This window comes from Actinoplanes sp. G11-F43 (assembly GCF_050589265.1).
GTDB lineage: Bacteria > Actinomycetota > Actinomycetes > Mycobacteriales > Micromonosporaceae > Actinoplanes.
Genome location: NZ_JBNZCE010000056.1, coordinates 15,585 through 39,323, shown reverse-complemented (window position 1 = coordinate 39,323; position 23,739 = coordinate 15,585). Strand labels below are relative to the sequence as shown.

General features: G+C 70.4%; 22 protein-coding genes. 17 read left to right on the top strand and 5 right to left on the bottom strand.

Annotated elements, in window-relative coordinates:
* Positions 1-808: 808 nt before the first annotated feature.
* The gene (locus ACQ0O7_RS41995) at positions 809-1,345 is read left to right on the top strand and encodes an SMI1/KNR4 family protein (RefSeq protein ID WP_430791504.1); all 537 of its coding nucleotides are present in this window, start codon (positions 809-811) and stop codon (positions 1,343-1,345) included.
* Positions 1,346-1,446: 101 nt separating this feature from the next.
* Here ACQ0O7_RS41995 and ACQ0O7_RS41990 read toward each other — a convergent pair whose 3' ends face one another.
* Entirely contained in the window at positions 1,447-2,403 is a 957-nt protein-coding gene (locus ACQ0O7_RS41990; protein WP_430791503.1) for a helix-turn-helix transcriptional regulator, read from the bottom strand.
* A 77-nt stretch (positions 2,404-2,480) separates the two neighbouring features.
* On the opposite strand from ACQ0O7_RS41990, the gene ACQ0O7_RS41985 reads away from it, so the two are divergent.
* Together ACQ0O7_RS41985 and ACQ0O7_RS41980 are read left to right on the top strand one after the other, a co-directional pair.
* Entirely contained in the window at positions 2,481-2,870 is a 390-nt protein-coding gene (locus ACQ0O7_RS41985) for a RidA family protein (protein WP_430791502.1), read from the top strand.
* Between the two features lie 42 nt (positions 2,871-2,912).
* Positions 2,913-3,704, top strand: coding sequence for a MerR family transcriptional regulator (locus ACQ0O7_RS41980; RefSeq protein ID WP_430791501.1), 792 nt, complete (start codon positions 2,913-2,915; stop codon positions 3,702-3,704).
* Positions 3,705-3,840: 136 nt separating this feature from the next.
* Here ACQ0O7_RS41980 and ACQ0O7_RS41975 read toward each other — a convergent pair whose 3' ends face one another.
* Entirely contained in the window at positions 3,841-5,253 is a 1,413-nt protein-coding gene (locus tag ACQ0O7_RS41975; protein ID WP_430791500.1) for an MFS transporter, read from the bottom strand.
* A gap of 48 nt (positions 5,254-5,301) precedes the next feature.
* On the opposite strand from ACQ0O7_RS41975, the gene ACQ0O7_RS41970 reads away from it, so the two are divergent.
* Positions 5,302-5,859: a TetR/AcrR family transcriptional regulator gene (locus ACQ0O7_RS41970; RefSeq protein ID WP_430791499.1), complete on the top strand. Its 558-nt coding sequence runs from the start codon at positions 5,302-5,304 to the stop codon at positions 5,857-5,859.
* On the opposite strand, the gene ACQ0O7_RS41965 is transcribed toward ACQ0O7_RS41970, so the two are convergent.
* On the bottom strand, positions 5,856-5,984 hold the full coding sequence (locus tag ACQ0O7_RS41965; protein ID WP_430791498.1) for a hypothetical protein: 129 nt from the start codon (positions 5,982-5,984) through the stop codon (positions 5,856-5,858). The genes ACQ0O7_RS41970 and ACQ0O7_RS41965 overlap by 4 nt on opposite strands.
* A 247-nt stretch (positions 5,985-6,231) precedes the next feature.
* Between ACQ0O7_RS41965 and ACQ0O7_RS41960 the strand changes: the two genes are divergently transcribed.
* From ACQ0O7_RS41960 to ACQ0O7_RS41935, 6 genes are all read left to right on the top strand, one after another.
* A complete protein-coding gene (locus tag ACQ0O7_RS41960; protein WP_430791497.1) occupies positions 6,232-7,704 on the top strand; it encodes a SulP family inorganic anion transporter in 1,473 nt (490 codons plus the stop codon).
* 12 nt (positions 7,705-7,716) lie between these two features.
* Positions 7,717-8,106, top strand: a complete 390-nt coding sequence (locus tag ACQ0O7_RS41955) for a MerR family transcriptional regulator (RefSeq protein WP_430791496.1) — start codon at positions 7,717-7,719, stop codon at positions 8,104-8,106.
* A 148-nt stretch (positions 8,107-8,254) separates the two neighbouring features.
* Positions 8,255-10,213, top strand: a complete 1,959-nt coding sequence (locus ACQ0O7_RS41950) for a cellulase family glycosylhydrolase (RefSeq protein WP_430791495.1) — start codon at positions 8,255-8,257, stop codon at positions 10,211-10,213.
* Positions 10,214-10,426: 213 nt separating this feature from the next.
* Positions 10,427-11,905 (top strand): glycoside hydrolase family 43 protein, encoded by a 1,479-nt coding sequence (locus ACQ0O7_RS41945; RefSeq protein ID WP_430791494.1) that lies wholly within the window; start codon positions 10,427-10,429, stop codon positions 11,903-11,905.
* A 31-nt stretch (positions 11,906-11,936) separates the two neighbouring features.
* Entirely contained in the window at positions 11,937-13,034 is a 1,098-nt protein-coding gene (locus ACQ0O7_RS41940) for a LacI family DNA-binding transcriptional regulator (protein ID WP_430791493.1), read from the top strand.
* A gap of 11 nt (positions 13,035-13,045) precedes the next feature.
* Positions 13,046-13,816, top strand: coding sequence for an SDR family NAD(P)-dependent oxidoreductase (locus tag ACQ0O7_RS41935; RefSeq protein ID WP_430791492.1), 771 nt, complete (start codon positions 13,046-13,048; stop codon positions 13,814-13,816).
* Positions 13,817-13,848: 32 nt separating this feature from the next.
* Here the strand turns inward: ACQ0O7_RS41935 and ACQ0O7_RS41930 are convergent, their stop codons facing one another.
* A complete protein-coding gene (locus ACQ0O7_RS41930) occupies positions 13,849-14,487 on the bottom strand; it encodes a TetR/AcrR family transcriptional regulator (protein WP_430791491.1) in 639 nt (212 codons plus the stop codon).
* A gap of 55 nt (positions 14,488-14,542) precedes the next feature.
* Here ACQ0O7_RS41930 and ACQ0O7_RS41925 point away from each other — a divergent pair, with 55 nt between their 5' ends.
* From ACQ0O7_RS41925 to ACQ0O7_RS41900, 6 genes are all read left to right on the top strand, one after another.
* Complete coding sequence (locus ACQ0O7_RS41925) at positions 14,543-16,249, top strand: acyclic terpene utilization AtuA family protein (RefSeq protein ID WP_430791490.1); 1,707 nt, start codon at positions 14,543-14,545, stop codon at positions 16,247-16,249.
* A gap of 20 nt (positions 16,250-16,269) precedes the next feature.
* Positions 16,270-17,805, top strand: coding sequence for an acyl-CoA carboxylase subunit beta (locus ACQ0O7_RS41920; protein ID WP_430791515.1), 1,536 nt, complete (start codon positions 16,270-16,272; stop codon positions 17,803-17,805).
* A gap of 10 nt (positions 17,806-17,815) precedes the next feature.
* Positions 17,816-19,735 carry a biotin carboxylase N-terminal domain-containing protein gene (locus ACQ0O7_RS41915; RefSeq protein WP_430791489.1) on the top strand — a complete coding sequence of 640 codons (1,920 nt, stop codon included), beginning with the start codon at positions 17,816-17,818 and terminating at the stop codon, positions 19,733-19,735.
* Complete coding sequence (locus tag ACQ0O7_RS41910; protein ID WP_430791487.1) at positions 19,732-20,892, top strand: acyl-CoA dehydrogenase family protein; 1,161 nt, start codon at positions 19,732-19,734, stop codon at positions 20,890-20,892. Before ACQ0O7_RS41915 ends, ACQ0O7_RS41910 begins: the two co-directional genes overlap by 4 nt.
* Position 20,893: 1 nt before the next feature.
* Positions 20,894-21,640 carry an enoyl-CoA hydratase-related protein gene (locus tag ACQ0O7_RS41905; RefSeq protein WP_430791485.1) on the top strand — a complete coding sequence of 249 codons (747 nt, stop codon included), beginning with the start codon at positions 20,894-20,896 and terminating at the stop codon, positions 21,638-21,640.
* Positions 21,641-21,721: 81 nt separating this feature from the next.
* A complete protein-coding gene (locus ACQ0O7_RS41900; RefSeq protein WP_430791483.1) occupies positions 21,722-22,072 on the top strand; it encodes a PRC-barrel domain-containing protein in 351 nt (116 codons plus the stop codon).
* A gap of 131 nt (positions 22,073-22,203) precedes the next feature.
* On the opposite strand, the gene ACQ0O7_RS41895 is transcribed toward ACQ0O7_RS41900, so the two are convergent.
* Positions 22,204-22,839, bottom strand: a complete 636-nt coding sequence (locus ACQ0O7_RS41895) for a DsbA family oxidoreductase (protein ID WP_430791481.1) — start codon at positions 22,837-22,839, stop codon at positions 22,204-22,206.
* Between the two features lie 208 nt (positions 22,840-23,047).
* Here ACQ0O7_RS41895 and ACQ0O7_RS41890 point away from each other — a divergent pair, with 208 nt between their 5' ends.
* On the top strand, positions 23,048-23,671 hold the full coding sequence (locus tag ACQ0O7_RS41890; RefSeq protein ID WP_430791479.1) for a TetR/AcrR family transcriptional regulator: 624 nt from the start codon (positions 23,048-23,050) through the stop codon (positions 23,669-23,671).
* The last annotated feature ends 68 nt before the right edge of the window (positions 23,672-23,739 follow it).

Here is a 23,739-nt window from a genome sequence, read left to right as displayed (position 1 = left end):
TGGCCGAGCGCGACGCCCGCATCGCGGTGGGTGACCTCGCCGCGACGGGTGGCCGGAGATCAGGTAGCGGCGAACATCGCCTTGGACGGCCCGCCGTCGTGCCGCTGGCTGTTCCTGGAGGTCGATCAGTACAAGGCCGCTGGACGCCGGCGACACTGCGGCGACACACGCGCAGACCGAGAAGCGGTACGTCTCGGAAGCTTCCCGCCTGGCCACCTTGGCTCGTAAGGATGCTGATGCCGCAGCCAGGAACGCCTTCAGCACCGCAGTGGAGAGGCCGAAGGCTGAGCAGGCCGCTACCAGGCGGTTGTACGACGAGAACGGCGATTTCACGCCGCCGTGCGTCCCCTCGGGAGTGACGGGCCCGGCAAGGCGAACGAGCCGTTCGTGCGGCACCTTCAGGAGGGCACCGGCATCTGTGAGGACCACTGGGGTTCCAAAGAGGCTTGCGACCAGATGCGGGCCTATCGAAACAGTCGAACATCGAGGCCGACAACAAGGCCCAGATGTGGCTGGCGCGGGCGCGGAATACAAGCCGTCTGGTCAAGCGTCAGCTCGGGATATCGGCGGTTGTGGTCCAGTGGAGATCCGTGTTCCGGACTGGGTCACTGATGAAGAGTTCGACCACTTCTTCCGACCACGTTGATGATTCCAGCGACGCGCTCATAAATGCATTGCCGTACATGCTCCGGACGCGATGTGGCTCGGCTACCCCGACCCTCCCAAGAATTTTCTCCGGTCAGAGGCGGCGCTATGATGTGCGCTCCAAGCCAACGATCTTTGTTCTGGTGGACAACAGGCGGGTGCCGTGACGATGAGCTGGGGAGCTGAGATCGGCAGCATGCTGTCTGCCAAACAGCTTCTACGTGACCTCGATGAGGATCAGCTATGGAGGCACGAAAGCCCGAATCCTCCCGCTTCAGAGTCGTCCATCCGGCAGGCGGAATCACTTTTGGGATTCTCGTTCGGTGCTGAATATGCCTCTTTTCTGAACGCGGCCGACGGTTGGCCCGCCTTCCTTCAGGAGATTGATCTGTTCGGTTGCGCCGACCTTACGGGTGAGGCGGCCGCTGCCGCGCGTGAGCTCCTCAGCTACCTCGAAAGCGAAGCGGCCGAGAGGGCCGGACTGCTGAACGGCCGGTGCTTTCCTATCGGAGCATCCAGCGTGGGGATCGATGTCATCGTGATGCTGGAGGACGCGCCGGGGGAGCCGAAGGTCATCTGGATGGCCGGTGTCTTGATCGAAGGTTATGAAAGCTTCCTCAGCTTCTTCCGGGCCATGGTCTCGCATAACCTCGATGTGGCCGAGGATCTCAGGGAGCAGAACGGCGCGTCTGATTCGTGAGAGGCCGGGCGCGTTCGAGGACGCAGGCCTTCAGCAGTGCACAGCGGTTCGGCTTCGGCCGGGCCGCTGTGCGCCCCTATGGATGCATGACTACCGGGCGGTCAAGGGTGAGCTGGGCCTGAACGGGCTGCTGCGTAACGGGCGACGAGTGACGCGGCCCGGTTGTGCAGGGCGGTTCTCAGTGCTTGCGGGGTCTGGGCTTCGGCGTCGGGGCCCAGTTGCCAGAGCGCCCACACCGCGTGGCGTAGGTCCTGAAACGTCACCTCCAGGCGGGGCCAGCCGTCGGGGCCCAGAGCCTCGGTACGTACGGCGACCGCCATGTTCAGGAGGTCGTCGCGGCGGTTGGGGTTCACCCGTACGCAAGCGGTGATGTGGTTTTCGGAGAGGAAGCGGGCGCAGCGGTCCTTCCACAGCTGGTTCAGGTCGATGTCGGTGGGGCGCTGGGCTGGTTCGGGCAGCTGCTCGGCGGACGCCATCCGGGACAGGCGGTAGGTGCGGTCCTCGCCGTCGCGCAAGGCCAGCAGATAGGAGCGGTCGCGGGCGGTGACGAGGCCGAGCGGGTCGATCGTACGCAAGCCGGAGCCCTGGTAGTCGATGCGCAGACGGTGACCGGAGAGGACTGCCTGGCGGACCGTCCGCATCGTCGCGTCGGCGACCTGGTCGTGCGGGCGGCGGCTGGCCAGCAGGTCGGTTTCCGGGTCGGTGAGGAAGCGGCGGGCCGCCTCGGTGGCGTCGGCCGGGAGTGCGTCGACCACCTTGCGCATCGCCGCGTCCAACGCCGGGCCCAAGCCGAACAGGCGGCCGTTCCTGCTGGTCAGCAGTGCCAGGGCCTCGTCGGGTGTGAGGCCGGTCAGCTCGGTGCGGAAGCCGGGGAGCAGGGCGAAACCGCCGTGCCGGCCGCGTTCGGCGTAGACCGGGACGCCTGCCGTGGACAGCGCCTCGATGTCGCGCAGCACCGTGCGCGTGGACACCTCCAGCTCGGCGGCCAGGGTGTCGGCGGTGAGCCGGCCGCGCTGCCGGAGCAGCAGCACCAGCGAGACCAGACGGTCGGCGCGCATCGCCGCAGAATACCTGACAGAGGGTGTCGTGATTCGTTGCCAACATCAGCGCAACCTAACGAGAGGGAGCTGAAAGAATGCAACGAGTAGCGGTCAACCCGTGGACGTGGTCGGCGGAGCTCGGCTTCAACCAGGGGGAACTCGTCGAAGGGGCGACCCGGACGCTGTACTGCTCGGGCCAGACCGCGATGGGCCCGGACGGCAAACCCGAACACGACGGTGACCTGGCCGGGCAGTTGACGCTCAGCCTGGACAACCTGGAGGCGGTGCTCGCCGGGGCCGGCATGACGGTGGCGAACCTGGTGCGGCTCAACGTCTACACCACCGACGTGGACGCGCTGTTCCCGCACTACGGGCTGCTGGTGGCCAGACTGCGCGGCGCGGCCCCGGCCACCACCATGCTCGGCGTCACCCGGCTGGCGATCCCCGGTCAGATGGTCGAACTGGAAGGGACCGCTGTGTCGTAGCGGGCTTGCACTTCCAGTTACTGGAAGGGGCAACCTGGTCGCATGTTGTCGATCAAGGAATTCAGCGAGATGTGCCACCTCACCCCGCAGGCGCTGCGGTTCTACCACGGGGAGGGGCTGCTCGTTCCGGCGCATGTGGATGAGCGGACCGGGCACCGGGCGTACGACTTCACGCAGGTCGAGCAGGCCATGACGGTCACCCTGCTGCGTGATGCCGGGCTCAGTGTCAAGCATGTCCGGCAGGCGATCGACGAACCCGACCAGGCGCTGACCCTGATCGACCGGCATCACGAGGAGATCCAGCGGCAGCGGGCGGCCCAGGACGACGCGATCCAGGCCGCCCGGGCCGTCTACGGCTCCCAGCCGGAGATCACCCGGCGGCGGCTTCCGGAGATGACCGTGCTGTCGCGGATGGTGTACGGCACTCCGGCCGGCCGGGACGCGCAGGAGTGGGCGGAGGCCGAGCGGATGATCGAGGCGGCCGCCCGGGAACTGGCCGAGGAGGCCGGGGACCGGGCGGCCGGCCGGCCGTGGCGGACCCTCGCGCTGGAGACGCCCGAGCAGGACCGGCGGGTGCTGGACGGGGAAGGGCCGTTCTGGATCGTCAAGGTGGCCGTCGAGGGCATGCCCGGCGTGACGCAGGAGGCCCGCGACGAGGTGTCGATCTTCATGCCGGGGCGGAACACGATGGCCAAATACTGCACGGCCATGCTGCGTTTTCTCGACGTGATGCCGCTGGAGGACGAGTCGTTCGTCAATTTCGCCAAGATGACCCTTGAGGTACGCCCGGATGGCGTGCTGATGAGCGCCCCGGTCGAGCAGCGCCCGGCCTGACCCTCGACGTCCACAGTCGACACCCCGGCACCCCCTGTCGGAAGTCTCTGACCGGGGGCGAGAGGCGGAGAGGGATGGAGATGAGCCGGCCGCTGCTCTACACACACCTGCGGAAGCGGGAGGCGGCCGGCACGGATCAGGCTGTCGCCAGGGCCGGTTCGTCGGCCGGGGCCGTGGACCCGGCCGGGACCAGCAGGGCCACCCCGAAGGCGGCTGCGGCGGCGCCGGCCAGGATCAGGAAGGACAGCGTGTAGCCGGATTCGGCGGGCAGGCCGTGGGCGCCCGGGTGGGCGGTGACGATCGCGCTGACCACCGCCGTGCCGATCGAGGCGCCGATGGTGCGGATGTTGGTGTTCATGCCGCTGGCCGCGCCGGTCTGATGCCGGGGCACGCTCTGCACGATCAGGTTGACCATCGAGGAGTAGATCAGGCCGAGGCCGATTCCGAAGATCGCCCCAGCCAGCACCACCGTCCACTTCTGATCGTGCGCCAGGGCGAGGGTCAGGCAGGAGACGGTGCCCATCGCGGAACCCCACAGCAGCTGGGCCTTGTTGCTGACCCAGCGGGTGAGCGGCCCGGACAGCGATCCGAACACGGCCATCGCGACCAGCATCGGGGCCATCAGCAGGCCGGCTCCGGTGACGGTGGCGCCGAACCCGTACCCGGAAATGGTGGGAATCTGCATCAACTGGGGAAGAAAGGCGAAGACGCCGAACATCGCGGCCCCGAAGAGCAGCGCGGACAGGTTGGTGGTCCAGACCGCGGGCAGGCGCATCATCCGCATGTCGATCAGCGGCTCGGCGGAGCGCAGTTCGGCGACCATCCACGTGACGAGCAGGATCAGGGCAAGACCGAAGAGGATTAACGTACGCCCGGACGACCAGCCCCACACGGCCCCCTTGCTGAGCGGCAGCAGCAGCGCGACCAGCCAGCCGGCCAGCAGCACCGCCGACACCAGGTTGATCCGGCCGGGGCTGCGCACCGGTGACGCGGGCACGATCCGCCAGGCGAGCACGGCGACGACGGTGACCACGCCCATCGGGATCCAGAACAGCCAGCGCCAGTCGAGGAAGCCGACGATCGGGCCGGCCAGCACGATGCCGACGCCGCTGCCGGTGGCGATGACCGCGGCCATGGTGCCGATCGCGGAGGCGACCCGGTCGGGCGGGAACTCGTCCCGGATGATCCCGAACGACACCGGGAACACCGCGGCGCCCAGGCCCTGCAGCACCCGGGCGGCGATCAGCACCTCGATGGTGGGGGCGAGCGCGGCGATCAGGCAGCCGGCCGCGATGGCGCCGAGTGCCACGAGCAGGGTGCGGTCCTTGCCGATGATGTCGGCGACCCGGCCCATCAGCGGGGTGGCGACCGCGGCGGCGAGCAGCCAGGCGGTGAGCACCCAGGTGACGGTGGCGGTGGAGGTGTGCAGGTCCCGCTGGATGGTCGGGAGCACCGGGGTGAGCAGGCTCTGCATCAGCGCGAACGCCGCAGCCGCCGAGGCCAGCACGGCGAAGGTCGTCCGCGGCGCCGGCTGATAAAGTCGAGGCATGCCTCCACATTAACGGAGGCCTGCCTCCGGTTCGCAAGGGGTTTCCCGATGATCACAGTGCGCCGACCGCAGCGTGCCGACGCCCGGCGCAACTTCGACGCGCTGCTCGTCGCCGCCCGCGACGCCTTCGCCGCGCACGGCGCCGACACCTCGCTGGAGGACATCGCGAGGACGGCCGGGGTCGGCATCGGCACCCTCTACCGCAACTTCCCGACCAGGCAGGACCTGATCGAGGCGGTCTACGTCGAGGAGGTCACCCAGCTGGCCGAGGCCGCCGAGGCCCTGTCCGGGCAGCCCCCGTGGCCGGCGTTGCGCGGCTGGCTGGAGCGTTTCGTGGCGTACGCGGCGACCAAGCGCGCCATCATCGACCTGCTCAACCGCGACTCGGAGATGTTCGGTTCCTGCCGCGCGGTGATGTACGAGGCCGGCCGGCCCCTGTTCGACCGCGCCCGGGAGGCCGGCGAGATCCGCCCGGACGCCGCCTTCGACGACGTGCTGCGGATGGTCTCCGGCCTGACCGCCACCGTCTTCGTCGACGACGCCCAGCGCGAGCGCGTGCTGACCTTCGCCTTCGACGGCCTGCGGAACCGGGAAACCGGCTTCTAGGACTCCGTCCGGCTCAGCGCCCCGTGCAGGAACGGATCGGCCAGGTCCTCCACGCTGACCGTGGCGTCGGGCGGCTCGGTCCGCCGGGAGTGGCCGAAGAACAGGTTCAGGAGGGCACCGGCCACCGCGCCCAGCCGGCCCGGATGGGCGTCGAGCGCGTATCCCGCCGCGGCGAGCCGCGTGAGCGCTCACTCCGTCCAGGAGCGGTGGGGCAGTCGCAACTCTCCTCTTACGGAAGGGTAGAGTCGCACGGCCCGCCCGGAACGGCCCTCAGGCCACCCGGTCCCCGGGATGGGTGGCCCTGGTCGAGGCGGTCCTCGCGCTGGGGTGCGATGCTGGGCCAGCTCTTCATTTTGAGAGGACATTTCAGGAATGTCGGAAACCGTGGTGCGGCGCTGGTCGCGGCCGGACTGGCTGGCCTCGCCCAAGGTGCTGCGCACCGAGGTGCTGGCCGGCCTGGTCGTGGCCCTGGCACTGATCCCCGAGGCGATCTCCTTCTCCATCCTGGCCGGGGTGGATCCGCAGGTCGGCCTGTTCGCCTCGTTCACCATGGCCGTCACCATCGCGATCTGCGGCGGGCGCCCGGCGATGATCTCCGCGGCCACCGGCGCCATCGCTCTGGTCGTCGCGCCGCTGGCCAAGGAGTACGGGCTCGGCTACCTGACCGCTGCGGTGATCCTCGGCGGCCTGTTCCAGATCGTGCTCGCCGCGGCCGGGGTGGCCCGGCTGATGCGGTTCATTCCACGCAGCGTGATGGTCGGGTTCGTCAACGCCCTGGCCATCCTGATCTTCACGGCCCAGGTGCCGCACCTGATCGGCGTACCGTGGCTGGTCTATCCGCTGGTCGCCGTCGCGCTGGCGATCATGGTGTTCCTGCCGCGGTTCACCACCGTCGTGCCGGCCCCGCTGGTGGCGATCGTCCTGCTGACGGCATTCGTCCTGATCACGCACCTGACCGTGCCGAACGTCGGTGACGAGGGCACCCTCCCGGACAGCCTGCCGGTGTTCGGTCTGCCCGACGTCCCGTTCACGATGGACACGCTGACGCTGCTCACCCCGTACGCGATCGGGATCGCTCTGGTCGGTCTGATGGAATCGCTGATGACCGCCAAGCTGGTCGACGACGTCACCGACACCCGCTCGGACAAGACCCGGGAATCCTGGGGGCAGGGGGTCGCCAACATCGTCACCGGCTTCTTCGGCGGCATGGGCGGCTGCGCGATGATCGGCCAGACGATGATCAACGTGAAGGCGTCCGGCGCGCGCACCCGGCTCTCCACCTTCCTGGCCGGTGTGTTCCTGCTGATCCTGGTCGTCGCGCTCGGTGACGTCGTCGCGCTGATCCCGATGGCCGCCCTGGTCGCCGTCATGATCATCGTTTCGGTCGGTACGTTCGACTGGCACAGCATCGCCCCCGCCACCCTCAAGCGGATGCCGACCGGCGAGATCGTCGTCATGCTGGTCACCGTCGCCGGCACCCTGGTCACCCACAACCTCGCCGTCGGTGTCATCCTCGGCGTGCTGGCCGCCATGGTCGTCTTCGCGCGCCGGGTCGCCCACTTCACCGAGGTCACCAGGACCGGGGACACCTATGTCGTACGCGGTGAGCTGTTCTTCGCCTCCAGCAACGACCTGGTGCACCAGTTCGACTACGCCAACGACCCGGACCGCGTGATCATCGACATGAGCGCCGCGCACATCTGGGACGCGTCCTCGGTGGCCGCCCTCGACGCGATCACCACGAAATACCGTGCCCGGGGCAAGAACGTCGAGATCACCGGCCTGAACGAGGCCAGCGCCGGCTTCCACGCCAACCTCGCGGGACGGCTCAACGCCGGGCACTGACAGACTGTGGCGATGACCGGACGGCACATGCAGATCGGGGAAGCGGCGGACCGGGTCGGGTTGAGCATCCGCACCATCCGTCACTACGAGGAAGCCGGCCTGATCGTGCCGTCCGCCCGCAGCGACGGTGGTTTCCGCCTCTACACCGATCCCGACCTGGACCGTCTGCGGGTGGTGAAGCGGATGAAGCCGCTCGGGTTCACCCTCGACGAGATGCGTGACCTGCTGCGCATCCTCGACGAGCTGACCGCCGACACCGGCGACCGCGGCGCTCTGATGGACCGGCTGGCCGGCTATCACGAGGCCGCCGAGACCCGGGTCCAGACGTTGCGCGACCAGCTGGCCCACGCCGAGGGTTTCGCCCGGGAGATGCGCGAACACCTCAACCAGCACCGCCGCTGAGGCCATTGACCCTTGTCGAAGGCTGGCCTATGGTCGCGCCTAGAAACTTTCTCTCTGAGTTGCGATTGTTTCCCCGACAAGGAAGTGACTCATGAATCCCCATCCCCATCCCCGAACGCGTCGGCATCCCCGGAACCGGCTGCGTGCCGTGCTCACGTCGGTACTGCTGCTGGCCGGTGTGCTGGTGGCGACCGCGGCGCAGGCGGCCGGCGGCTGCCGCGTCGACTACCGGGTGTCCGCGCAGTGGCAGGGCGGGTTCACCGCCGACGTGTCCGTCACCAATCTCGGCGCCGCGATCAACGGCTGGAACCTGAAGTGGGCCTTCTCCTCGGGCCAGCGCGTCACCCAGGCCTGGAGCGCCACCGTCTCCACCGCCGGTGACCAGGTGACGGCCACCAACGCGAGCTGGAACGCCGCGGTCCCCGCGAACGGCAGCGTCTCGTTCGGCTTCAACGGCTCGTGGACCGGTGCCAACCCGGTGCCCCCGGCGTTCACCCTCAACGGCGTGGCCTGCACCGGTGACGAGAACACGGCGGGCCCGGAGGATATCGTCGCGGCGATGCAGCCCGGCTGGAACCTCGGCAACACCCTCGACGCCATCCCCGGCGAGACCTCCTGGGGCAATCCGCTCACCACCCGGGAGCTGCTGCGGCACGTGAAGTCACAGGGCTACAACAGTGTCCGCCTGCCGATCACCTGGTCCAACCATCACGGTGCGGCCCCGGACCACACGATCGACACGACATGGCTCAACCGGGTCCGGCAGATCGTCGACTGGGCGCTCGCCGAGGATCTGTACGTGATGATCAATCTGCATCACGACTCCTGGCAGTGGATCAACACGTATCCCACCGACAAGGCCGCGGTGACCGCCCGGTACACCAGCCTGTGGACGCAGATCAGCGCCGCGTTCCGGGACCATCCCGAGGAGCTGGTGTTCGAGAGCACCAACGAGCCCCAGTTCGCCGGCACCACCGACGACACCCAGAACTATGCGGCGCTCGCCGAACTGAACGAGATCTTCGTCGACCTGGTGCGCGCCTCCGGCGGCGCCAACACCACCCGGCTGCTGGTGCTGCCGACCCTGCACACCAACGCCGACCAGGGGCGGCTGGACGCGCTGAACGCCGAGTTCGACGCCCTCGACGACCCGAACCTGGCGGCCACCGTGCACTTCTACGGATACTGGCCGTTCAGCGTCAACATCGCCGGTGGTACGCGGTACGACAGCACCGTCGAGCAGGACCTGGTCAACACGTTCGATCGGGTCAAGACGAGTTTCGTCGACCGTGGCATCCCGGTGATCGTGGGGGAGTGGGCGCTGCTCAACTGGGATCACAACCGTCCCGGCGTGATCGAACGCGGTGAGTTCCTGAAATTCCTGGAAGCGGTCGGCCACCACGCCCGGATCCGCGGCCTGACCACCATGCTGTGGGACGCCGGCCAGTTCCTGAACCGCACCGAACTGCGCTGGCGCGACCAGGGCGTCCACGACATGATCAGGGCGAGCTGGACGACCCGCTCCGGTACCGCCTCATCCGACCGGATCCAGGTCCCGCGCACCGGCACGATCACCGCGAAGTCGCTGACCCTGAACCTGAACGGCACCACCTTCCAGGGCCTGACCGGCCTGACCCAGGGCACCGACTACACGGTCTCCGGCACCACGCTGACGCTGACGGCCACCGCCCTGACGAGACTGCTGGGTGACCGCTCCTACGGCGTCCGCTCCACCGTCGAGGCCCGGTTCTCGGCCGGCGTCCCGTGGCGGATTCACCTCGTCTCGTACGACACCCCGACCCAGTCCACGGCCACCGGGACCACCAGCGCTCTGACGATCCCCACTCAGTTCCGCGGCGATCAGCTGGCCACGATGGAGGCTAAGTACGCCGACGGCTCCAACGCGGGCCCGGCGAACTGGACGTCGTTCAAGGAGTTCTGGCAGCACTTCCAGCCGGACTACGCCGCCGACACGATCATCCTGAAGCCGGAGTTCTTCGCCGAACTCAACGACGGCGTCACCACCCTGACCTTCCACTTCTGGAGCGGCGCCCAGACCACCTATCGCATCACCAAGTCCGGCTCCACCGTCACCGGCGCTCCCTGAGGGTCCGGTCACGGTGTTGCGGTGACAAGGCCGCGGGAGGATCCGGATCGCCGTCGCACCGACCCCGGTCACCGCCGCTCCGGCGGGTGAACCGGAACGGCGATCCGGACCTTCGTGCGCCGAGAATGCAGAAACTTTCTCTGAATCGACCGAAACATAGCATGACAGGGGTCGAAGATCATGGTTGAATCGGGGCTGACGAAAGGGGACCGGATGACGCTGGTCGGCACTCACACCTTCACCAATCCGGTGATCGCCGGCATGCACCCCGACCCGAGCGTCTGCCGGGTGGGTGACGACTACTACCTCGCCTGTTCCAGCTTCGAGTACTACCCGGGCGTGCCGATCCTCCACAGCCGCGATCTGATCAACTGGACGCAGATCGGCAACGCTCTGGAGCGGCCCGCGCAGCTCGCCCTGCCGCCGTCCACACCGTCGTCCGGCGGGGTGTACGCACCCACGCTGCGTCACCACGACGGCCGGTTCTGGCTGATCACCACCAACGTCGCGCCCGGTGGCGGCACCCTCATCTACACCGCTGACCGGGCTGAAGGCCCCTGGTCGGACCCGGTGCGGGTGCCGGTCGAAGGCATCGATCCCGATCTGGTGTGGGACGACGACGGTCACTGCTGGTGCACGTACGCAGGCATCTGGCAGGTCCGGATCGACCCCCGCGACGGACGCGTCCTCAGTGACCCGCGCAAGCTCTGGTCGGGCTCGCCGGGCGCCCAGGCGCCGGAAGCGCCGCATCTCTACCGCATCGGCGGCCGGTGGTATCTGCTGATCGCCGAGGGCGGCACCGAGCGCGGGCACGCCGTCTCGATCGCCCGCGGGGACAGCCCGGAAGGCCCGTTCGAGCCGTGCCCGGCCAACCCGATCCTCAGCCACCGGGGCAGCGGGCGGCCGATCCAGAACACCGGGCACGCCGACCTGGTGCAGGCCCCGGACGGCTCCTGGTGGATGGTGCTGCTCGGTGTTCGCCCTGGTGGCGGCACTCCGGGCTGGCACGTGCTGGGTCGCGAAACCTTCCTGGCCCCGGTCACCTGGCAGGACGGCTGGCCGGTGGTCGGCGAGCTGCTGCCGGAGATGCCCGCGCCGTGGCCGGTGACACCACCGGAACCCGAGGCGACCCGGGACGACTTCGACCAGGCCGGCCTGCGTCCGCACTGGCTGTCGATCCGGTCCCGGCCGGACAGCAGCTGGTCGGCCGGGGACGGATGGCTCACCCTGCACGCCCGGGACCGGTCGCTCGACGACCCGTGTGTCACCTTCGTCGGCCGGCGCCAGCAGCACCGGTCCTGCACGGTCCGGGCGCTCGTCGACGCCGGCGCCGGGCGCGGGGGACTGGTGGTCCGGCTCGACGAGAACCACCACTACGAGGTGGAGATCAGTGACGGCGAGGTGCGGGTGACCGCGCGGCTGGGCTCGATGCGGCACACCTCACCGGTGCTGCCCGTCCCGTCCGGGCCGGTCCGGCTGCGGATCGACATCATCGCGGCCGACGGCGGCGACGGCCACCCCCGCCAGGAACCCGACATGATCCGGCTCGGCACCGAGACCGAGGTGCTCGCCGAACTCGACGGCCGCTACCTGTCCACCGAGGTGGCCGGCGGATTCACCGGCCGGGTGATCGGCATGTACGCCACCGACGGCACCGTCCGCTTCGACTGGTACGACTATGAGCCCGGGTGATCCCCGGCCGGCCCTCGCCTATCCTGGCGCGGTGAGCGCCGACGACCCGGTCAAGCCGGTGACGATCTCGTACATCGCCGAGACCGCCGGCGTCTCGGTCCCCACCGTCTCCAAGGTGATCAACGGGCGCTCCGGGGTGGCCGCCGACACCCGCGCCCGGGTCGAGGCGCTGATCACCCAGTACGGCTATCGCAAGTCCAGCCCGGTCCAGCGCACCAACCTGATGGAACTGGTCGTCGACGAGCTGGAGCACATGTGGGGTGTGGAGATCATCCGCGGCGTGCAGCAGGTGGTCCGCGAGCACCGGGTCGGGCTGGTGCTCACCGAGTTCGGGCCGGACCACAACACCATCCGCTACTGGATCGACGACACCATCGCCCGCCGCCCCGACTGCGTCGTCACCGTCGCCCAGCTGTCCGAAGCCGAACAGAACCAGCTCCGGGCCCGCGGCATCCCGTTCGTGGTGCTCGACCCCAGCACCGAACCACCCGACGACGTCCCGTACGTGGGCGCCACCAACTGGAACGGCGGCCGCTCGGCCACCCGCCACCTGATCGGCCTCGGCCACCGGGACATCGCGATGATCAGCGGTCCGGGTCATCTCTTCTGCCAGGCCCGCCTCGACGGCCACCGGTCGGCTCTCCAGTCGGCCGGGCTGCCGGTGCGCGACGAGGACGTGGTGCAGGCGGCGCTGACCCACGAGGGCGGCTATCAGGCGGCGCTTGAGCTGCTGAGACGGCCACAGCGGCCGACCGCGGTCTTCGCCGGCAACGATCTGCAGGCGGTCGGTGTCTACCAGGCGGCCCGCACCCTGGGCCTGCGTGTCCCGGACGACCTGAGCGTGATCGGTTTCGACGACCTGCCGATCGCCGTCATGGTGGACCCGCCGTTGACCACGATCCGGCAGCCGCTCACCGAGATGGCGATGGCCGCCACCGAGCTGGCGCTCGCCCTCGGTCGTGGTGAGACCGCCTCGCAGACCGGAATCGAACTGGCCACCCGCCTGGTGGTCCGGGCCAGCACGGCACCACCGGTTCAGGGCACGCGACAATCGGGCGGCCGGCCGCTGGAACGGCAGTCCCCGGTCACCACTTCCCAGCGCGGCGGGGGATCGACGGAGGACTGTTAAGGTCCACATCCGTGGCGAGAATTCTTCTGACCGGGTCGTCGGCCGGGATCGGGCGGGCAGCGGCCGTCCTGCTCGTCGGGCAGGGGCACGAGGTGGTCGTGCACGCGCGAGACGAGCACCGGGCGGCCGAGTCCACAGTGCCCGGCGCGGCCGGTGTGGTGACCGGTGACCTGGCCTCGCTGGCGCAGACCCGGGCGCTCGCCGCGCAGGCGGCCGCGATCGGCCCGTTCGACACGGTGGTGCTCAACGCGGGCCTGGCCCGGATGACGGCCACCGAGCGGATCCTCACCGAGGACGGCATCGAGTCGACGTTCCAGGTCAACACCCTTTCGGCGTACGTGCTGGCGGCCCTGCTGCCGCGACCCCGCCGACTGGTCTTCACCTCGTCCGCGCTGGCCGGCGACGGCAGACTGGACCTCGACGACCCGAGTTACTCCCATCGTGCCTTCGACGGCCGGGAGGCGTACTCCACCACGAAGTTGCATCTGGTCCTGCTCGCTCTCGGCCTGGGCCGGCACTGGCCCGGCACCGATGCCGTGGCCTTCGACCCGGGCTGGGTGGCCACCGCGATGACCGCCCGCAACGGCGACCGGGCCCCACTCACCCCGGAGCAGGCCGGCGAGCGCCTGGCCCGGCTGGCCACCGGTGTGACGGTCCCGCCGGACTCCTACGACACCGAACGGGCCTGGACGCCGGGCCCCGCCGAGCACGACCCGGACACCCAGGACGCGCTGCTGCGTCTGTGCGCCGCCCAGACCGGAGTCACCCTCCCGGCCGGCTGAGCGTGACCGCCTCCGTCCGGTCGCCGAGGCGCTCAGACGGGACCCGATGACGGGCGGCGCAGGCCGATGGCTGCCGCCCAGAGGCGGGAGAGGTGGTCGACCATCTTCTCGGTGTCCAGGGGCTCGCGTAGTTCGTTGACGACCACCGCCGCCTGCTCGACCATGCCGCCGAGGGCGATCGCCGTCAGGTGGGGGTCGAGGGTCGGGTCGGCCAGGCCGGCGATCTGCAGGCGGCGGATGCTCTCCTCGCTGCGGCCGACGTAGAACCGGCGGATCTCCAGGAGCAGGGCGCGGAGGTTGTCGTCGAGGTAGGCGCCGTGCTCGACCATCCGCAGCACCTTCGCGGCCCTGCCGGTGGCGGCCAGGTAGCGGCGGTTCGCCTCGACGATCCGCGCGTACGGGTCGTCGAGGTCGGGCACCCGGCTCGCGGCGATCATCTCGTCGGCCGCGGCCTTGACGATCTTGCGAAGCAGGTCGTCCTTGGACTCGAAGTAGGTATAGAAAGTCCCGTACGACACGCCGGCCGCCTGGGTGACGGCCTCGGGGGTGAACCCGGACCACCCCTGCTCCTCGATGATCTCCCGGCCGGCGGTGATCAGCGCGTCGTGGGTGCGCCGCCCCCGGGTGGTGGCCGGCGCGCCGGGTGCGGGGTTGGTGCGAGCACGGCCCATCGGGCGCCCCTCCCAAGAACTTGACTACTTTGTCAGAAAGTCTAGTGTGGCGGACGTGGCGATCCGCATCGGGAACTGCTCGGGCTTCTACGGCGACCGCTTCTCGGCGATGGCGGAGATGCTCGACGGCGGGCCGCTGGACTATCTGACCGGCGACTACCTGGCCGAGCTGACCATGCTCATCCTGGGTCGCGACCGGCAGAAGGACCCGTCGCTCGGCTACGCCAGGACGTTCCTGCGCCAGCTCGCCGGCAGCCTCGCCACCGCCCGGCGGCGCGGAGTGCGGATCGTGACCAACGCGGGCGGCCTCAACCCGGTCGGGCTGGCGCACGCCATCCGGGCCCTCGCCGCCGAGCAGGGCGCCGACATCAAGGTCGCCCATGTGCACGGCGACGACCTGACCGGCCGGGCCGCCGACCACGGCTGGACCGGGGCGCTGACCGCCAACGCGTACCTCGGCGCCTTCGGGATCGCCGACGCGCTGACCGCCGGCGCCGACATCGTCGTCACCGGCCGGGTCACCGACGCGGCGCTGACACTCGGGCCGGCGATCGCCGAGTTCGGCTGGGGCCGCACCGACTTCGACCTGCTGGCCGCCGGGGTGGTCGCCGGGCACGTGCTGGAGTGCGGCACCCAGGCCACCGGCGGCAACTTCTCCGGCTTCACCACGATCGACACCACCCGCCCGCTGGGCTTCCCCCTCGCCGAGCTCAGCGCGGACGGCACCGCCGTGATCACCAAACACCCGGGCACCGGCGGCGCGGTCACCGTCGACACGGTCACCGCGCAATTGGTGTACGAGGTCGGCGGCCCGCACTACGCCAACCCGGACGTGACCACCCGCCTGGACACGATCGCCCTGCACCAGAGCGGCCCGGACCGGGTGACCATCACCTCGGTCCGCGGCATCGCCCCGCCGCCGGCCGCGAAGATCGCCCTCACCGGCGTCGGCGGCTGGCGCAACAGCGTCGAGTTCGTGCTCACCGGCCCCGACATCGAAGACAAGGCCGACTGGGTCCGGGGCCAGATGACCGAGGCGCTCAGCGCACGCCCACCGGCACAGCTGGTGTGGGATCTGGCCCGCACCGACCACCTTGACCCGACCAGTCAGGCGGCCGCGTCGGCGGTGCTGCGCTGCCACGTCAAGGACCCCGATCCGTCCGTCGCCGGCCGCGCCTTCAGCAGTGCCGCCGTCGAGCTGGCCCTCGCCTCCTATCCGGGTTTCCACGTGACCGCACCGCCCGGTGCCGGCACCCCGTTCGGGATCTACCGGGCCGGCTTCCTGCCGCAGGAGCTGGTGCCGCACGTGGTGACCCGTCCGGACGGCACGTCGGTGGACATCGCCCCGCCACCGGTCACCGCGGACCCGCCGGTGGAGACGGCGCCTCCGATGAGGGCGGCGCACTTCACCCGTACCACCGAGGAGCAGTTGGGTCGTCTGGTCTTCGCCAGGTCCGGGGACAAGGGCGGCACCGCCAACGTGGGGGTCTGGATCCCGGCGGGCCATCCCCGGCGGGCCGAGGCGTACGCCTGGTTGCGTGGCCTGCTGACATCCGGCGCCGTCGCCCGGCTGCTGCCCGAGACGGCCGGACACCCCATCGAGGTCCACGCGCTGCCGAATCTGAGCGCGGTGAACATCGTCGTCGACGGGCTGCTCGGTGACGGTGTCGCCGCCTCCACCCGTTTCGACCCGCAGGCCAAGGCAGTCGGCGAGTGGCTGCGCGCACGTGTGGTGACCATGCCCGAGGAGCTGATCAGGTGACACGGAGCAACCGCGAGGTGATGCTGGATCGCGTCGCCGATCTCGCCGCACAGCAGGCGATCGCGCTGGCCGGTGGTGGGCCGAAGGCCGTCGAGCGGCATCATCGGCGTGGCAGGCTGACCGCCCGCGAGCGCATCGAGCTGCTGATCGACCCCGACTCGCCGTTCCTGGAACTCGGTGTGCTGGCCGGCTGGGGCACCGAGTTCGCCGTCGGCGGCTCGGTCGTCACCGGGCTGGGTGTGATCGAGGGCGTGGAATGCCTGATCATCGCCCACGACCCGACGGTCAAGGGCGGCGCGTCCAACCCGGTGACCGTGCGCAAGATCTTCCGCGCCAACCAGATCGCCGCCGAGAACCGGTTGCCGACCGTCACACTCGTCGAGTCGGGCGGCGCGGACCTGCAGACCCAGAAGGACATCTTCATCCCCGGCGGGGCGGTCTTCCGCAACCTCACCGCTGCCAGCGCCGACCGCCGGCCCACGATCGCCCTGGTCTTCGGCAACTCGACGGCCGGTGGCGCCTACGTGCCGGGGATGAGCGACTACACGGTCATGGTCAAGGGCGGCGCGAAGGTGTTCCTCGGCGGGCCGCCGCTGGTGAGGATGGCCACCGGTGAGGAGTCCGACGACGAGTCGCTCGGTGGGGCCGAGATGCACGCGCGCGTCTCCGGGCTGGCCGACTACCTGGCCCTCGACGAACACGATGCGTTACGGATCGGTCGTTCCATCGTGCGACGCCTCAACTGGCGCAAGGCCGGACCCCGACCCCGATCGGCGTACGCCGAACCGGTGCTGGACGTCGAGGACCTGCTCGGCATCGTGCCCGCCGACCTCAAGGTGCCGTTCGACCCGCGCGAGGTCATCGGCCGCATCGTCGACGGCAGCGAGTTCGACGAGTTCAAACCGCTGTACGGGCCGTCGCTGGTGACCGGCTGGGCGCAGTTGCACGGCTATCCGATCGGTGTGCTCGCCAACGCCCGGGGGGTGCTGTTCAGCCCGGAGGCGCAGAAGGCCGCCCAGTTCATCCAGCTGGCCAACCAGAGCGACACACCGCTGCTGTTCCTGCACAACACCACCGGGTACATGGTCGGCGCGGAGTACGAGCAGGGCGGCATCATCAAACACGGCGCCCAGATGATCAACGCGGTGTCGAACTCGGCAGTGCCGCATCTGTCGGTGGTGATGGGCGCCTCCTACGGGGCCGGCAACTACGGCATGAGCGGCCGGGCGTACGACCCCCGGTTCCTGTTCAGCTGGGTCGGCGCCAAGTCGGCGGTGATGGGCCCGGCCCAGCTCGCCGGGGTGATCTCGATCGTCTCCCGGCAGGCCGCCGCCGCCCGCGGGGTGCCGTTCGACGAGCAGGCCGACGCCGCGATGCGCGCCCTGGTCGAGAAGCAGGTCGAGGAGCAGTCCCTGGCCTACTTCACCTCCGGCCTCGGCTACGACGACGGGGTCATCGACCCGCGTGACACCCGCACGGTCCTCGGCATCTGCCTGTCGGCGATCCACAGCGCACCGGTCGCCGGCGCCCGTGGCTACGGCGTCTTCCGCCTGTGAGGGGGTTCCAGTGATTCGCAAGATCGTGGTCGCCAACCGGGGCGAGATCGCCCGCCGGGTCTTCCGCACCTGCCGTGAGCTGGGCGTCGCGACTGTCGCGGTGCACTCCGACGCGGATGCGGGCGCCCCGTTCGTGACCGAGGCCGACCAGGCGATCCGGCTGCCCGGCGAGGCGCCCGCCGACACCTACCTGCGCGGTGACCTGATCATCGAGGCGGCCCGCGCGGCCGGCGCCGACGCGGTGCATCCCGGGTACGGCTTCCTGTCCGAGAACGCCGAGTTCGCCCGCGCCGTCGAGGCGGCCGGCCTCACCTGGATCGGCCCGGCGCCGGACACCATCGCGACCATGGGCAGCAAGATCGGCGCCAAGAGGATGATGGCCGCGGCCGGGGTCCCGGTCCTGGACGCCGACCTCGCCACCGTCACCGCGGCCGACCTGCCGCTGCTGGTCAAGGCCTCGGCGGGCGGCGGCGGGCGGGGCATGCGGATCGTCGAATCACTCGACCGGCTGGCCGAGCGGGTCGCGCACGCCGAGGCGGAGGCGGCGTCGGCGTTCGGGGACGCGACAGTCTTCGCCGAGCCGTACCTGCCGACCGCCCGGCACGTCGAGGTGCAGATCCTCGCCGACATCCACGGCGCCGTCTGGGTGCTCGGCGACCGGGACTGCTCGATCCAGCGCCGCCATCAGAAGGTGGTCGAGGAGGCGCCCGCACCCCACCTCGCCGAGCCGACCCGTACCGCGCTGCACGCCTTCGCCCGTGCCGCCGCCGAGGCGGTGGGATATCGCGGGGCGGGAACGGTCGAGTTCCTCGTCGACCGGGACCGGATCTTCTTCCTGGAGATGAACACCCGGCTGCAGGTCGAACACCCGGTCACCGAGTGCGTCACCGGCCTCGACCTGGTCGCCCTCCAGATCGCCGTCGCCGAGGGCCGTCCGCTGCCCGGCCCGGCACCGGCGCTCACCGGCCACGCGATCGAGGTCCGGCTCTACGCCGAGGATCCGGCCACCGGCTTCACCCCGCAGACCGGCCGTGTCCGCACCTTCGACATCCCCGATCATCCGGGGGTACGGGTGGACTCCGCGATCGAGGCCGGCAGCGAGGTGGGTGTCCACTACGACGCGATGCTTGCCAAGATCATCGTCCATGCCGCCGGCCGGGACACCGCGATCCGCCTGCTCGACGGCACTCTGCGCCGCACCCGGATCCACGGCGTCACCACCAATCTCGGCCTGCTCCGCGCCGTGCTCACCGACGACGAGTTCACCGCCGGGCGGATGCACACCACCCTGCTCGACGAACGCCTCGACCGGTGGACCGCCGGCCCCGATCCCCGGGCCGTCGCCAAGGCCGCGCTCGCCGCCGCCCTCGCACAGGCCACCCGGGCCGCCGCGACCGCGCCCGTGCTCGGCCGGATCCCCGCCGCCTGGCGCAACGCCGCGGCCGCTCCCCGCACCCGCGTCTACCGGCGCGGCCCCGACCGGCACACCGTCACCTACGCGTCGGCCGGCCGACGGCTGGTGTCGGACTTCGTCGCCGGGGTCGACGTCACCGACGTCCGCGGTGACCAGGTCGTGCTCAGCGACGGCCCGGTCCGGGAGACCTACCGGGTCACGGTCAGCGGTTCCGCGGTCGACGTCGACGGCCCGCACGGCTCGTTCGGTTTCGACCCGGTCCCCACCTTCACCGACCCGGCCGAGACCATCGCCCCCGGCTCACTCGTCGCACCGATGCCCGCGGCGGTCACCGCGGTCGCCGTCGAGGTGGGCGCCGTGGTCCGCAAGGGTGACCCGATCGTCGTACTGGAAGCCATGAAGATGCGGCACACCGTCACCGCGCCCGCCGACGGCACCGTCACCGGGCTCACCGTGAGCGTGGGCCGGCAGGTCGTCGCGGGCGCCGTGCTCGCCGTCATCGAGGAGCAGCCGTGACCGGTTTCGTCGAGTCCCAGGAACGCCGCGACCTGCGCGCCGCGGTGTTCCGGCTGGGAAGCAGGTACGGCGAGTCGTACTTCTACGGTGCCGCGGCCGAGGGCGCCAAGACCACCGAACTCTGGGACGAGGCCGCCGCGGCCGGCTATCTGGGCGTGTCGATCCCGGAGGAGTACGGCGGGGGCGGCGGTGACATCGGTGACCTCGCCGCCGTCGTGGAGGAGCTGGCCACCGCCGGCTGCCCGCTGCTGCTCCTGGTGGTGTCGCCGGCCATCGTCGGCACGATCATCGCCCGGTCCGGCACCGCCGGGCAGAGACAGCGCTGGCTGCCGGGACTGGCCGACGGCCGGGAGCGCTACGCGTTCGCCATCACCGAACCCGACGCCGGCTCGAACTCGCACCAGATCGTCACCCGGGCCCGCCGCGACGGTGGCGACTGGGTGCTCACCGGCCGTAAGACCTACATCAGCGGCATCGACGAGGCCGGGCACGTCCTGGTCGTCGGCCGTACCGAGGACGCCCGGACCGGCAAGCTCAAACCCGCGCTGTTCATGGTGCCCACCGATGCCACCGGGTTCGAACACCGGCACATCGAGACCGGCATAGTCTCCCCGGAGAAACAGTTCAGTCTCTTCCTGGACGACGTCCGGCTGCCCGCCGACGCGCTCGTGGGCCGCGAGGACGCCGGCCTCGAACAGCTGTTCGCCGGCCTCAACCCGGAACGCATCATGGCAGCGTCGCAGGCCACCGGCACCGCGCGGTGGGCGCTACGCAAGGCCGTCGACTACGCGCGTCAGCGGGAGGTGTGGGGCGCCCCGATCGGCACGCACCAGGCGATCGCCCATCCGCTGGCGCAGATCCACGTCGAGATCGAGGCGGCCCGCCTGCTGACCCAGAAGGCCGCGGCCCTGGACGCCGCCGGTGACCCGGTAGCCGCCGGAGAGGCCGCGAACATGGCCAAATACGCCGCCGGTGAGGTCGCTTGCAAGGCCGTCGACCAGGCGATCCAGACCCACGGCGGCAACGGGCTGGCCGTCGAGTACGGCCTGGTGCAGGCTCTCGCCAACGTCCGGCTGTCCCGGATCGCGCCGGTCAGCCGCGAGATGGCGCTCAACTTCATCGCCCAGTCCGCGCTCCAGCTGCCCCGGTCGTACTGACATGCTCGTTCACCTGAGCGCCGCCGCCGGCGTAGCCACCATCACCCTGGACAGCCCGCACAACCGCAACGCGCTGAGCAGGCAGTTGACGGCCGAGCTGGGCGATCACCTGACCGCGGCGGGGGAGGACCCCGAGGTCCGCGTCGTGCTGCTGCGCTCCAGCGGCCGGGTGTTCTGCGCGGGCGCCGACCTGACCGAGGCGCGGAACCTCACCGGCGACGGCCCCCGCGAGATAGTCCGCCTCCAGCGCCGGATCGCCGCCCTACCCAAACCGGTGGTCGTCGAGTTGGCCGGCCCGGTCCGGGCGGGCGGCCTCGGCCTGGTCGGCGCGGCCGACATCGTGATCGCCGCCGCGTCGGTCACGTTCGCGCTCACCGAGGTCCGTCTGGGACTGGCTCCGGCCGCCATCTCGGTGAGCCTGCTGTCCCGGCTCACCCCCCGGGCGGCAGCCGACCTCTTCCTCTCCGCCCGCACGTTCGACGCCGCCGAGGCGGCGGCCATCGGCCTGATCACCCGTTGCGTGCCCGACGACGACCTGCCGGCAGCCGTCACCGAGACCCTGACCGACCTGCTCAAGGCCGATCCACAGGGCCTGGCCGAGACCAAGCGCCTGCTCACCGCCGAGATGCTCACCCGCATCGACCGCGACGGCGAGCAGGCCGCCCGGCGATCAGCCGAACTCTTCGCCAGCCCGCGGGCCCAGCAGGCGATGCGAGACTTTCTCACCCGGACGAAGCCGGCGACGTGACGCCGCCGCCGGTCGTGAGGAGAACGGGACGGCACGGCACCACCGGTTTCAGTCGCTCGGTAAACGGGCAAAACGGGAGGCATGTTCCCGGCTGAGAACCTGCGCGACTGGCGCGGTGAGAACGTCATCGACCCGGACGGCGAGAAGATCGGCGATCTGGAGGCGGTCTACGTCGACACCGCCACCGACGAGCCGCTGTTCGCCACCGTCCGGATCGGCTTCATCGGCCGCCACCGGCTGATCTTCGTCCCACTCCTGGGGGCCACCGTCACGCCCAAGGCGGTGCGGGTGCGCTACGACAAGAAGCTCGCCGGCAACGCCCCCGCCATCGACCTGGACGGCGAACTCGCGGCCACCGAGGAACCGGCCGTGTTCGCCCACTACGGACTGCCGTACGAGATGGGAGCCACCCGCCGCCTCGCCCGACGCTGACCGCCGCGCACCCCCGCCTGCTGACGCCACACCCGAACGCCCATCCGGGCGCCCGGAGCGCGTTCGATCGCGGAAACGCCGCGTGGTGACTTCCGGGGCGCTCCGCGCCGGAAGTCACCACGCGGGCTCGGTCAGGACTCGGACCGGACTTTCTGCAGGGCGCCGAGGAAGGTGTCGGCGGACTGGGCGCCGGAGATGCCGTACTTCTGGTTGATCAGGAAGAACGGGACGCCGTTCACGCCGATCTGGCGGGCGGTGCGGATGTCGGCGTCGACCTCGGCGCCGTATTTCGTGCCGGCCAGCACGTCGGTGACCTCGCCGGCCGGGACGCCGACGTCGGTGGCCAGCTTGACCAGCACGTCCGGGTCGTCGACCACGGCGGCGTCGCACAGGTGGGCCTTCAGCAGCGCCTCGTGCATCTCGGTGCCGAGGCCGTGCTGGCCGGCCAGGTGGGCGACCCGGTGCGCGTCGCGGGTGTTGACCGAGATGGCCTCACCCAGGTTGTACGCCAGACCCTCGGCCTCGGCCAGCTGGGTGACCTGGTGGGTCATCGCCCGGACCTGGGAGGCCGGTGCGCCGATCTTCTTGGCCAGCATCTCCCGCACCGGCTCGCGCTGCCCGGCCGGGATGGTCGGGTCCAGCTGGTAGCTGTGCCAGGTGACGGTCGTCTCGCCGTCGAAGCGGTCGAGGGCGGTCTCCAGGCGGCGCTTGCCGATGTAGCACCACGGGCACACCACATCGGACCAGACGTCGATCTTGACGGTCACAGGCAGACTCCGTTCTCGCAGACCGGGGCGTCCTCGGTGCCCTCGAGGATGATCAGGGTGGGGACCTGGATCTCGTCGGCGGCGGGCTCTTCGACCTGCTCGGTGGTTTCCGGCATGGGTGCTCCTGGCGGCTATTCTGACCTGGCGGTCAAGTTACCCGGCAACGGTAGCAGACATGTTGACCGCCCGGTCAAGTTATGGAGGGGCATTGCGCGCGGACGCCCAACGCAACGCCGTCAAGCTGCGCACCGCCGCGGCCGGCCTGTTCCAGGAGCGCGGGCTGCAGGTCCCGCTCAAGGAGATCGCCCGCCGGGCCGGGGTGAGCCACGGCACGCTGTACAACCTGTTCGGCTCCCGCGAGGCGCTGATCGACGAGGTGATCGCCGACCTGGCCGCCACCCGCCTCAACGCCGCAGCCACCCGGGCACTGGGTTGCCCCGACCCGTGGGAGGGCTTCGCCGGCTATCTGACCGAGGTGTGCGAGCTGCAGGCCACCGACCCGGCCCTCGGCGATGTGCTGACCCGCAGGTTCCCGGACGCGAGCCGGCTGATGGCGGTGTGCGACAACTCGTACACGGCAGCCGAGACGATCATCTCCCGGGCCCACCGCGACGGCTCGCTACGCGCCGATTTCACCGCCGCCGACCTGCTGTTCTTCCTGGCCTCACACGCTCCGCTGGCCCGCGCCGCGGCGAGCGCCGGCTCGGACGCCTGGCGCCGCCAGATCGGGTTCGTGCTGGACGGGCTGCGCGCCCCGGCCGCCCGCCCGCTCACCGCCGAGCCGATGACCCCGGAGCAGATCAACCACCTGCTGGTCCAGGAGGCCGGGTGACCGCTCCCGGTCGGGGAAAACGCAGTTCAGCGGGCATGATCAGCAGACTCCGGGGGAGTGGTGACCTG

Excerpts from the sequence above, each read along its gene's own strand:
- ACQ0O7_RS41990 (WP_430791503.1), bottom strand. The coding sequence starts at position 2,403 with ATGCGCGCCGACCGTCTGGTCTCGCTGGTGCTGCTGCTCCGGCAGCGC.
- ACQ0O7_RS41985 (WP_430791502.1), top strand. The coding sequence starts at position 2,481 with ATGCAACGAGTAGCGGTCAACCCGTGGACGTGGTCGGCGGAGCTCGGC.
- ACQ0O7_RS41980 (WP_430791501.1), top strand. The coding sequence starts at position 2,913 with ATGTTGTCGATCAAGGAATTCAGCGAGATGTGCCACCTCACCCCGCAG.
- ACQ0O7_RS41975 (WP_430791500.1), bottom strand. The coding sequence starts at position 5,253 with ATGCCTCGACTTTATCAGCCGGCGCCGCGGACGACCTTCGCCGTGCTG.
- ACQ0O7_RS41970 (WP_430791499.1), top strand. The coding sequence starts at position 5,302 with ATGATCACAGTGCGCCGACCGCAGCGTGCCGACGCCCGGCGCAACTTC.
- ACQ0O7_RS41960 (WP_430791497.1), top strand. The coding sequence starts at position 6,232 with ATGTCGGAAACCGTGGTGCGGCGCTGGTCGCGGCCGGACTGGCTGGCC.
- ACQ0O7_RS41955 (WP_430791496.1), top strand. The coding sequence starts at position 7,717 with ATGACCGGACGGCACATGCAGATCGGGGAAGCGGCGGACCGGGTCGGG.
- ACQ0O7_RS41945 (WP_430791494.1), top strand. The coding sequence starts at position 10,427 with ATGACGCTGGTCGGCACTCACACCTTCACCAATCCGGTGATCGCCGGC.
- ACQ0O7_RS41930 (WP_430791491.1), bottom strand. The coding sequence starts at position 14,487 with ATGGGCCGTGCTCGCACCAACCCCGCACCCGGCGCGCCGGCCACCACC.
- ACQ0O7_RS41920 (WP_430791515.1), top strand. The coding sequence starts at position 16,270 with ATGCTGGATCGCGTCGCCGATCTCGCCGCACAGCAGGCGATCGCGCTG.
- ACQ0O7_RS41905 (WP_430791485.1), top strand. The coding sequence starts at position 20,894 with ATGCTCGTTCACCTGAGCGCCGCCGCCGGCGTAGCCACCATCACCCTG.
- ACQ0O7_RS41900 (WP_430791483.1), top strand. The coding sequence starts at position 21,722 with ATGTTCCCGGCTGAGAACCTGCGCGACTGGCGCGGTGAGAACGTCATC.